This window comes from Gluconacetobacter johannae (assembly GCF_014174305.1).
Taxonomy (GTDB): domain Bacteria; phylum Pseudomonadota; class Alphaproteobacteria; order Acetobacterales; family Acetobacteraceae; genus Gluconacetobacter; species Gluconacetobacter johannae.
Window position 1 is genome coordinate 1 of record NZ_JABEQH010000034.1, and the last position, 9,259, is coordinate 9,259.

Consider the following 9,259-nt stretch of genomic DNA (forward strand, 5'->3'; position numbering starts at 1 on the left):
CCACGGCGGCGCGCAGGCCGCGCGACAGGCCGCGCCCGGCGATGCCGGCCCCCGGCAGCACGAATTGCGGCCCGCCGGCGAACACGCCCTCGGTCCGTTCGCCGGCGCGGCGGTCGGTCATCAGCGCGATGGCGTGGCCGCGCGACGCCAGTTCCCGCGCCAGGGCCTCGGCGGGGATGAAATGGCCGCCGGTTCCCCCGGCGGCGATGACGATCGGGCGGCGGCCCGCCGCGATATCCGGGCGCGCGCTCATGCCGTGGCCCTTCGCGGGCCGGGCGCGGGCCTGGGCATCACGCGGCCGCGCGGAATCCGGCTTTCGCCTACGCGGTGGCGCGTCAGGGCCAGGACCATGCCGATGGTCAGCGCCACCGACATCGCCGACGACCCGCCGTAGGAAATGAACGGCAGGGTCATGCCCTTGGTCGGGATCAGATGCAGGGTGGAGCCCATGTTGACGAAGGCCTGGAGGCCGAAGCCGGTGATGAGCCCGGTCGAGGCCACCACGACGAACGGATCGTCCTCGCGCAGCAGTTTCAGCAGGGTCCGCACGACGATCAGGCAGAACACGCCGATGATGAACAGGCAGATCAGCATGCCGAATTCCTCGCCCGCGACGGCGAAGACGAAATCGGCGTGCGCGTCGGGCAGCAGGTCCTTCACCCGGCCCTCGCCAGGGCCGCGTCCCATCAGGCCGCCGTTGCCGAAGGCGCGCAATGCGGTGTCGATCTGGTAATGATCGCCGACATTGGGGTGCAGGAAGCGTTCCACGCGCGAGCGCACATGCGGAAACACCATGTAGGCGCCCAGGAACGCCGCGACCATGCAGCCGACGCCGGCGCCGACGAAGAACAGGTTCAGCCCGTCGATGAACAGCTGCGCCATGAAGACGGTGGTGATGACGCTGAGCATGCCGATGTCGGGCTGCGATTTCAGCAGCAGCAGGATGGCGGCGAACAGGCCCAGCGCGATGGGCAGGCCGGGGAGCAGGCGGCGCGCGCGGCGTTCGGTCAGCAGCCACGCGGTGACGACGGCGAAGCAGGGCTTGAGGAATTCCGACGGCTGGACCGACATCATCGGCAGGGCGATCCAGCGCCGCGCGCCCTTGATCTCCACCCCATGGACCAGGGTCAGCGCGGTGGCGGCGACGGCCAGGACGAACCCCATGGCCGCCAGCCGCCGGACCCCCCGGAGCGAGAGCAGGGACGTGCCCGTCACGATCAGGCCCGCCAGGGTCAGGAAGATCACCTGCTTCAGGATGAACATGTCGCGCGACGCGCCGATGCGGGTGGCGACCGCCGGGCTGGCCGCCAGCATCAGCACGTAGCCGAAGCCGATCAGCACGCCGACGCAGCACAGCGTCACCCGGTCGACATTGCGCCACCAGCGCGCGAGGTAGGACGTGTCGACGCGCGACATGCCGGCCATCATCCGGTCTCCCCTGTCAGATGCAGCTTGCGGACCAGGTCCGCGAAATGCTGGCCGCGATGCTCGAAACTTCGGAACTGGTCGAAGCTGGCGCAGGCCGGCGACAGCAGGACCGCCGGCACATGGCCCGCGCGCGCGGCGGCGAAGGCGTCGGGCACCGCGCGGTCCAGCGTGCCGGCGATGGTATGCGGCACGCCATGCGCGGCCAGCGTTTGGGCCAGCGCGGCGGCGTCCCGGCCGATCAGGAAGGCATGCGCGATGCGGGGGAAGAACGGGGCCAGGTCCTCGATCCCGCCGGCCTTGGCGGTGCCGCCGGCGATCCAGACCAGTCGGTCGTAGCATCCCAGCGCCCGCGACGCCGCGTCGGCGTTCGTCGCCTTGCTGTCGTCGATGAAGCGGACGCCGTCGATGGTGTCGATCAGTTTCTGCCGGTGCGCCAGGCCGGGAAAGCTGCCCAGGGCGGCGGCGATGCCTGCGCGCGGCGCGCCCAGCGACAGCGCCATGGCCACGGCGGCCGCCGCGTTTTCGGCATTATGCGCGCCGGGCAGGGACGGGGCCTCGGCCAGTGTCGCGATCGGGCCGGCGTCGTCGCGCAGCGTGCCGCCCGCGCCGGTCAGGTCGGCGGCCACGGCGCCGGACACGGTCATCGTCGGGATGCCCCGCGCCGCCAGTTCGTCGCGCAGCGCCGTTTCCGACACGTCGTCGATGCCGATCACCGCCAGGTCGTCCGGGGTCTGCCGGTCGAAGATATGCAGCTTGGCGCGCCTGTAGCCCTCCATGTCGCCATGGCGGTCCAGATGGTCCGGCGTCAGGTTCAGCAGGCATGCGGCGTCGAAGCGCAGGCTGTGCAGCCGTTCGAGCATGTAGGACGACATTTCCAGCACGTACACGCCGCTATCGGGCAGCAGCGGCAGCGACAGGGCGGCCGGGCCCAGGTTGCCGCCGGCCGCGACCGGGACGCCGCAGGCCAGCAGGATATGGGCCAGCAGCGCGGTGGTGGTGGATTTGCCGTTGGTGCCGGTGATCCCGGCGAAGCGCGCGCGCGACCCGGACCGGCGCACGGCCTGGAACAGCAGGTCCGCATCCGACAGGATCGGAATCCCGGCCTGGCGCGCCATCAGGGCGACGGGATGGGGCTGGGGCAGCGCATGCGCGATGCCGGGCGACAGCACCAGCGCGTCGAACCCGGCCAGCGTGTCGAACGGCGCCACCGCGACACCCGCGACATCGTCCACCGCCGCGCGGGCGGCCGGGCCGTCGTCCCAGGCCTGGACCTCGGCCCCCATCGCGGCCAGCGCGCGGACGGCGGGCGCACCGTTGCGCCCCAGGCCCAGCACCGCGAAGCGGCGTCTGGCGAACAGGTCGGGGGGGAAGGCGGTCATCGCAGTTTCAGCGTGGCCAGGCCACACAGCCCCAGGACGATGGAGACGATCCAGAACCGGATCACGATCTTGGGTTCCTGCCAGCCCTTCTTTTCGAAATGATGGTGCAGCGGCGCCATCAGGAACACCCGCCGCCCGGTGCGGCGGAACCAGAAGACCTGGATGATGACCGACAGGGTTTCGACCACGAACAGGCCGCCGACGATGCACAGCACCAGCTCGTGCTTCACCGCGACCGCCACCGCGCCCAGCGCGCCGCCCAGCGAGAGCGAGCCGGTGTCGCCCATGAACACGGCGGCCGGCGGCGCGTTGAACCACAGGAAGCCCAGCCCGGCCCCCACCAGGGCCGAGCAGAAGACGCACAATTCCCCCGTCCCCGGCACGGCGTGCAGTTGCAGGTAATCGGCGAAGACGTGGTTGCCGACCAGGTAGGCGATCAGCGCGAACACCAGGGCGGCGATCACCACCGGCACGATCGCCAGCCCGTCCAGCCCGTCGGTGAAATTGACCGCGTTGCCGAAGCCCGTGATCGTAATCATCGCGAACAGCGGGAAGGCGAAGCCCAGCGGCAGCAGCCAGTCCTTCATGAACGGGAAGGCCAGATGGTTGGCCAGGTCGGCGGGCATCAGGCCTTGCAGCCAGAATCCGCCGACCAGCGACGCCGCGAATTCGCAGCCCAGGCGCATCCGCTTGGACACGCCCGCCGTGTTGCGGCGCGACAGCTTCAGGTAGTCGTCGGCGAACCCCACCGCGCCGAAGCACAGCGTGACCAGCAGCACCGCCCAGACATAGCCGTTCGTCAGGTCGGCCCACAGCAGGGTCGAGCCGAACAGGGCGGCCAGGATCAGCACGCCGCCCATGGTGGGGGTGCCGGCCTTTTCCAGGATATGCCGTTCCGGCCCCAGGGCGCGGATCGGCTGGCCCTCGCGCTGGATCCGGCGCAGTTGCGCGATCAGCGGGTTGCCCAGCACCAGAGCGATCAGCAGCGCCGTCAGGCACGCCGACCCGGCGCGAAAGGTGATGTAGCGGAACAGGTTCAGGATGGAGACGTGGGCCGCGGCGTGATGCTGGATCAGGTTGTACAGCATCAGGCCGCGCCCCGCGCCGAAAGGACGGCGACGACGTCGCGCATGCGGCTGCCGAAGCTGCCCTTGACCAGGACGACGTCGTCCTGGCCGAGCGCGTCGCGCACCAGCGGCGCGAGCGTCGCCGCATCGGGCGCCCATGCGCCACGGCGGGAGGGAGGGGTCAGGTCAAACAGATATTTCATATTGGGGCCGGCGCAGAAAACGAGGTCCGCGTTGTCAAGGAGGGCGGGAAGGAGGGATTCATGTTCGGCGCGGGCGAAGGCGCCGAGTTCGCGGATGTCGCCCAGCACCGCCACCCGCCGTGCGGCGGGCAGCAGGCCCAGCACTGCGAGCGAGGCGCGGATGGACAGGGTGGAGGCATTGTAGCTTTCATCCAGCAGGGCGGCCCGGCCGTCGAGGATCGGCGTCAGTGCGCCGCGCCCCGATCCGGGCCGGAAATCGGCCAGCGCCGTGGCGGCGCGGGCGACATCCGTGCCTAGCGCGGCCACGGCCGCCAGGGCCGTCGCGGCATTGCGCGCCAGGTGCCGCCCCGGCGCGTTCAGGCGGACCGGCGTCGGCCGTCCGCCAATGGTGACGGTGAAATCGCTGCCGTCGGCGGCCAGCCGCAGGCCGGACAGGTGCGCGGTGCTGCCCGGTTGCGCGCCGCTGGTCCACAGGCGCGCGCCGGCCCGTGCCGCCCGTTCGGCGAAGACGGGCAGGCCGGTCGCGTCGTCGGGGACGATGGCCGTGCCGCCGGGCGGCAGCGCGGCGATCAGCTCGGATTTTTCCAGCGCGATGGCGTCCAGGCTGCCCATATGGCCCAGGTGCGCCCCGGCGATGGTGGTGACGATCGCGACGTCGGGCCGGATCAGGGCGGCCAGCGGGGCGATTTCGCCCGGATGGTTCATCCCGGCCTCGGCCACGCAGAACATCGCGTCGGCCGGCAGCCGCGCCAGGGTCAGCGGGACGCCCCAATGGTTGTTGTAGGACGCGACCGCGCCATGGGTCGGGCCGATGGCCGCCAGCGCCAGGCGCAGCATGTCCTTGGTCGTGGTCTTGCCCACGCTGCCGGTGACGGCGACCATGCGCCCGCCGAAGCGTGCGCGGGCAAAGCGGCCCAGGTCGTGCAGGGCGGTCATCGTGTCGGCGACGCGCAGCAGGCGCGGATCGTCGATGCCGGTCGCGGCATGCACCAGCGCGGCGGCGGCCCCCTTGTCCAGCGCCGCGCGGACATGGGCGTGGCCGTCGCCGGCCTCGCCGACCAGGGCGATGAACAGGTCGCCCGGCGCCAGGGTGCGGGTGTCGATCGACACCCCGGTTACGGCGACGGGGCCGTCGCCTGCGAACGTGCCGCCTGTCGCGGCCTGCAACGTATCGCGGGTCCACAAGACGGTCATGCCGGCGCGCCCGCCAGCCGGCGGATGACCGACACGTCGTCGAACGGCAGGGTCGTGGCCCCGATGGTCTGGCCCTGTTCGTGCCCCTTGCCGGCGACCACCAGCACGTCGCCGGCGCGCAGCATGGACAGGCCCTCGGCGATGGCGCGGGCGCGGTCGCCGATGTCCAGGGCGCCGGGCGCGCCGGCCAGGACCTCGCCTCGGATGGAGGCCGGGTCTTCGGTGCGGGGGTTGTCGTCGGTCACGATGGCGATGTCGGCGCGGCGCGTCGCTTCCTGGCCCATCAGGGGGCGCTTGCCGCGATCGCGGTCCCCGCCGGCGCCGAAGACGGCGATCAGCCGGCCCGTCGCGTGCGGCCGCAGCGCGTCCAGCAGCCGCGCCAGCGCATCCGGCGTGTGGGCGTAATCGACATAGGCGGCCGCCCCGTTCGGCAGCAGGACGGCGCGCTCCATCCGGCCGCGCACGCCGGTCAGGGCCGGCAGCGCATCCATCGCGCGCGCCAGCCCCTCGGCCCCCGGCGCGGCCAGGGCGGCGGCCAGCAGCACGTTGTCGGCCTGGAACCGGCCGGGCAGGGCCAGGACGATGTCGCGCGCACGACCGCCCACCGCGACCCGCAGGCGCTGGCCTTCCGGCAGGGGGGTGCTGTCGAGCAGGCGGATCGCATCGCCGGCTTCGCCGACCAGGCGCAGCTCCAGCCGGCGGCGGGTGGCGATGTCGCGCAGTGCGTCCAGGGTCGCGCCGTCCATGTCCGCGTTGGCGGCGGCCAGCGCGCCTTCGGGCAGCAGCGTGTCGAACAGGCGCAGCTTGGCCGTGCGGTAGGCCGCCAGCGTGCCGTGATAGTCCAGATGGTCGCGCGTCAGGTTGGTGAAGCCGGCGGCCGCCAGGCGCAGCCCGTCCAGGCGACACTGTTCCAGCCCGTGCGACGAGGCCTCGATCGCGACGTCGGTGACGCCGCCCTGCGCCATCGCAGCCAGGGCGGTGGCCAGCCCGACACTGTCCGGCGTGGTCAGCGCCGGGCCGCAATCGGGCAGGGGAATCCCGGCGATCAGGCCCAGCGTGCCGATGCTGGCGGCCTGGCGCGCCTGCTGCGTCCAGATCTGGCGCAGGAAATCGACGGTGCTGGTCTTGCCGTTGGTGCCGGTGACGGCGACGACATGCGCCGGCTGCGCCCCGGCGAACGACGCCGCCAGCCGCGCCAGGGCCTGGCGCGGGTCGTCCACCCGGACCAGGGGGCGGGCCGGCACGTCCGTCGGCCAGACGGTGTCGTGCGGGGCGACGATCGCGGCGGCCCCGGCGGCGACGGCCGCGGGGATGAAGGCGCGCCCGTCGGTGCGGGTGCCGGGAATGGCGACGAACAGCGTGCCCGGCCCGACGCGGCGGCTGTCGGCGGTGACGCCCGCAATCGCCAGGTCGGCCACGCCGGCCGGGGCCGCACTGGACAGGCCCGAATCGGCCAGCAACCGCAGCAGACGGGTCATCCGCGCGACTCCGCGGCCTCGGCCGGGGTTGCGCGGGCGGGGCGCTCGGCCCCCGCGGTGTGCAGGCGCGCATGCGGCGGGGCGTCGGCCACCGTCAGGTCGCCGTGGCGGCGGCCTTTCTTCTCGGGCTTCGGCTGGTTGCGCGGATCGCCCGGATCGTTGCCCGGCCCCAGCGCGCGATAGCCGCGCGGCACCGCCGGTTGCATCGGGATGGCCAGCGCGTCGTCTACGGCCTGCGCGTTGGCCGTATCGGGGAACAGGCCCAGCATCGGGCCGATGCGCGTCACGATCTTCGACACGGTGGGCGCGGCGTTCCATGCCGCCGTGGTCCAGCCATGGGTCTGCGGCGTGGCCTTGGGGCTGTCGAGCATGACATAGACCGCGTAATGCGGTGCATTCATCGGGAAAATTCCAGTAAAGGCCGCGATGTTGACATGTTTCAGGTAGCCGCCGTGCGGGCCGATCTTCTCGGCGGTGCCGGTCTTGCCGCCGACGAAATAACCGGGGGATTCGGCCGTCTTGCCGGTGCCCTTGGTCACGTCCAGGCGCAGGATGCGGCGCAGCAGCGCCGACGTCTCGGGCGAGATCACGCGGCGGCCTTCGGGCGTGGGCTCGGCGTCCGCGGCGGCATCCGGCGCGGCGGCCGACGGGGCAGCCGGCGGGGCAGCCTGCGTGCCGAGGCTCGCCAGGGTGGCCTGCGGGGCGCCGTCGGCCGGCGCCGCGTCGCGTGACAGCAGGGTCGGGCGGACCAGGATGCCGCCGTTCACCGTCGCGGCGGTGCCGCGCACGATCGCCAGCGGCGGCTCGGCCACGCCATGGCCGAACGCCACCGTCATGACCGTGGCGATGCCCCAGTTCCGCAGGGCGGGAACGATGGGATGGGCCGATTCCGGAAGTTCGATCGGCACCGGCGCGAAGAACCCCATGGCGCGCAGCCAGTCCTGTTGCCGCTGGGCGCCGACATCCAGCGCGATATGCGCCGCTGCCGGGTTGGACGAATAGGCCATCACCTCGGTCAGCGACAGCCACGGCGCGAAATGGTCGGACTTCATGTCCGAGATGGTGAAGCGGCCGATATGGATGGGCACGCTGGAAAACCGGTCCCAGATATGGGCGACGCCCAGTTGCAGGGCCATCGCGGCGGTCTGGAGCTTGAAGGTCGAACCGGGCTCGTACATGCCGGTGACGGCGCGGTTGAAGCGCGCGTCGGGGTCGGCGCGGCCGAAATCGTTGGCGTCGTAGTCCGGCAGGCTGACCATGGCGACGATTTCGCCGGTGTTGACGTCCATCACGATGGCGCTGGCGCCGATGGCCTGGAACATGTCCTTGGCCGCCGCCAGTTCGTCGCGCACCACGGCCTCGATCCGCACGTCCAGCGACAGGCGCAGCGGCGTGCGGTCGCCGTCCAGGCGCTTGTCCAGGAAACGCTCCACCCCGGCGACGCCGTGATCGTCGATATCGACCGCGCCCAGGATATGGGCCGCCACCTTGCCCAGCGGATAATGACGCCGCTCGCCGGGTTCGAAATAGATTCCGGGAATGCCCAGATTATTGATCGCGACTTCCTGCATCGGCGTGATGTCGCGCGCCAGGTAGATGAACTGCCTTTTTGTGGACAGGCGGCGGATGGTCTCGGCCACGTCCAGCGCGGGCAGGACGGTCTTGAGCTTGCGGGCCGCGTCCTCGGGTTCGATCATTTCCTGGGGGTTGGCGTAGACCTGGGCCACCGGCAGCGAAATGGCCAGGACCTGCCCGTTGCGATCGACGATCGAGGCGCGATGGACCTGCGGCAGCGCGAAATCGCCCGCCATCATGCCCTTGGGGTCGCTTTTGGGGATGTCGGGGACCTGCGGGGCGATCTGCCGCCGTTCGGGCGCCATCGGCATGAGGACGGTGGCGACCGCCAGCTTCAGCGCCACGGCGCCGAACAGCACGCAGAAACCGGCGGACACGCCCAGCAGGCGCGCCTGCGTCCTCTCACGCGCGGTGCGGGTACGCAGGTCGTCGCCGGTGACCCGCACGTCCATCCGCGGGGGGCGGGAGGGCCCGTTCCGCCTGGTGTCTGGTGTGTCGGTCGGGCCGTTTATCATGTTGCCTGCGCGGTTTGCGTTAGGTCATCAGTTGCTGACGGGAACGGGGGGTGGAAGGGCGCCTGAACGAGTGAAGCCCAGCGAGGACCCCATGCCATACCCCCTTGCCTCCTGATACGGGGCCGGGGGGGCGGCCGGTCGCCAGGCCGCCACGGCGATCGGCGCCGGATGCGGATGATAGGCCGCCATCCGGGTGACCGGGGCGGCGGCAGGCGGTAGCACGGGGCGCTGGGCACGGGCAACGGTAAGGGCGGCACGGTGGTCGCTGTTATGCGTCAAATCGGGCGAAATGGCGGCGGGCCGGGCCGGATGGGGCGCGGGGCGCAACGCGACCTCCTGCACCGGGGACGACGCGGCCTCGGCCATCATGACCGGGCGCTCGGGCCGGGCCGGACGCGCGGCGGCGGCCACGCGGACGGG

7 protein-coding genes and 1 pseudogene are annotated in these 9,259 nt (G+C 72.0%); all 8 read right to left on the bottom strand.

All coding sequences use genetic code 11. From position 1 onward, the window contains the following. Positions 1-253 (bottom strand): glycosyltransferase (locus HLH21_RS16680; RefSeq protein WP_182944877.1); only part of this gene is annotated, 253 nt, incomplete at its 3' end. Beyond that, a complete protein-coding gene (locus HLH21_RS16685; RefSeq protein WP_182944883.1) occupies positions 250-1,425 on the bottom strand; it encodes an FtsW/RodA/SpoVE family cell cycle protein in 1,176 nt (391 codons plus the stop codon). The genes HLH21_RS16680 and HLH21_RS16685, both read right to left, overlap by 4 nt. After that, positions 1,425-2,807: a UDP-N-acetylmuramoyl-L-alanine--D-glutamate ligase gene (gene murD / locus HLH21_RS16690; RefSeq protein WP_182944878.1), complete on the bottom strand. Its 1,383-nt coding sequence runs from the start codon at positions 2,805-2,807 to the stop codon at positions 1,425-1,427. Before murD ends, HLH21_RS16685 begins: the two co-directional genes overlap by 1 nt. Beyond that, positions 2,804-3,895, bottom strand: a complete 1,092-nt coding sequence (gene mraY / locus HLH21_RS16695) for a phospho-N-acetylmuramoyl-pentapeptide-transferase (RefSeq protein WP_182944879.1) — start codon at positions 3,893-3,895, stop codon at positions 2,804-2,806. Before mraY ends, murD begins: the two co-directional genes overlap by 4 nt. Beyond that, positions 3,895-5,271: a UDP-N-acetylmuramoyl-tripeptide--D-alanyl-D-alanine ligase gene (locus HLH21_RS16700; RefSeq protein ID WP_182944880.1), complete on the bottom strand. Its 1,377-nt coding sequence runs from the start codon at positions 5,269-5,271 to the stop codon at positions 3,895-3,897. The genes mraY and HLH21_RS16700 overlap by 1 nt, the downstream gene beginning before the upstream one ends. After that, a complete protein-coding gene (locus HLH21_RS16705; RefSeq protein WP_182944881.1) occupies positions 5,268-6,749 on the bottom strand; it encodes a UDP-N-acetylmuramoyl-L-alanyl-D-glutamate--2,6-diaminopimelate ligase in 1,482 nt (493 codons plus the stop codon). The genes HLH21_RS16700 and HLH21_RS16705 overlap by 4 nt, the downstream gene beginning before the upstream one ends. Next, the gene (locus HLH21_RS16710; protein WP_182944882.1) at positions 6,746-8,839 is read right to left on the bottom strand and encodes a peptidoglycan D,D-transpeptidase FtsI family protein; all 2,094 of its coding nucleotides are present in this window, start codon (positions 8,837-8,839) and stop codon (positions 6,746-6,748) included. The genes HLH21_RS16705 and HLH21_RS16710 overlap by 4 nt, the downstream gene beginning before the upstream one ends. A gap of 27 nt (positions 8,840-8,866) precedes the next feature. Beyond that, positions 8,867-9,259 (bottom strand): annotated as a pseudogene (locus HLH21_RS16715) (cell division protein FtsL); the annotation flags it as partial.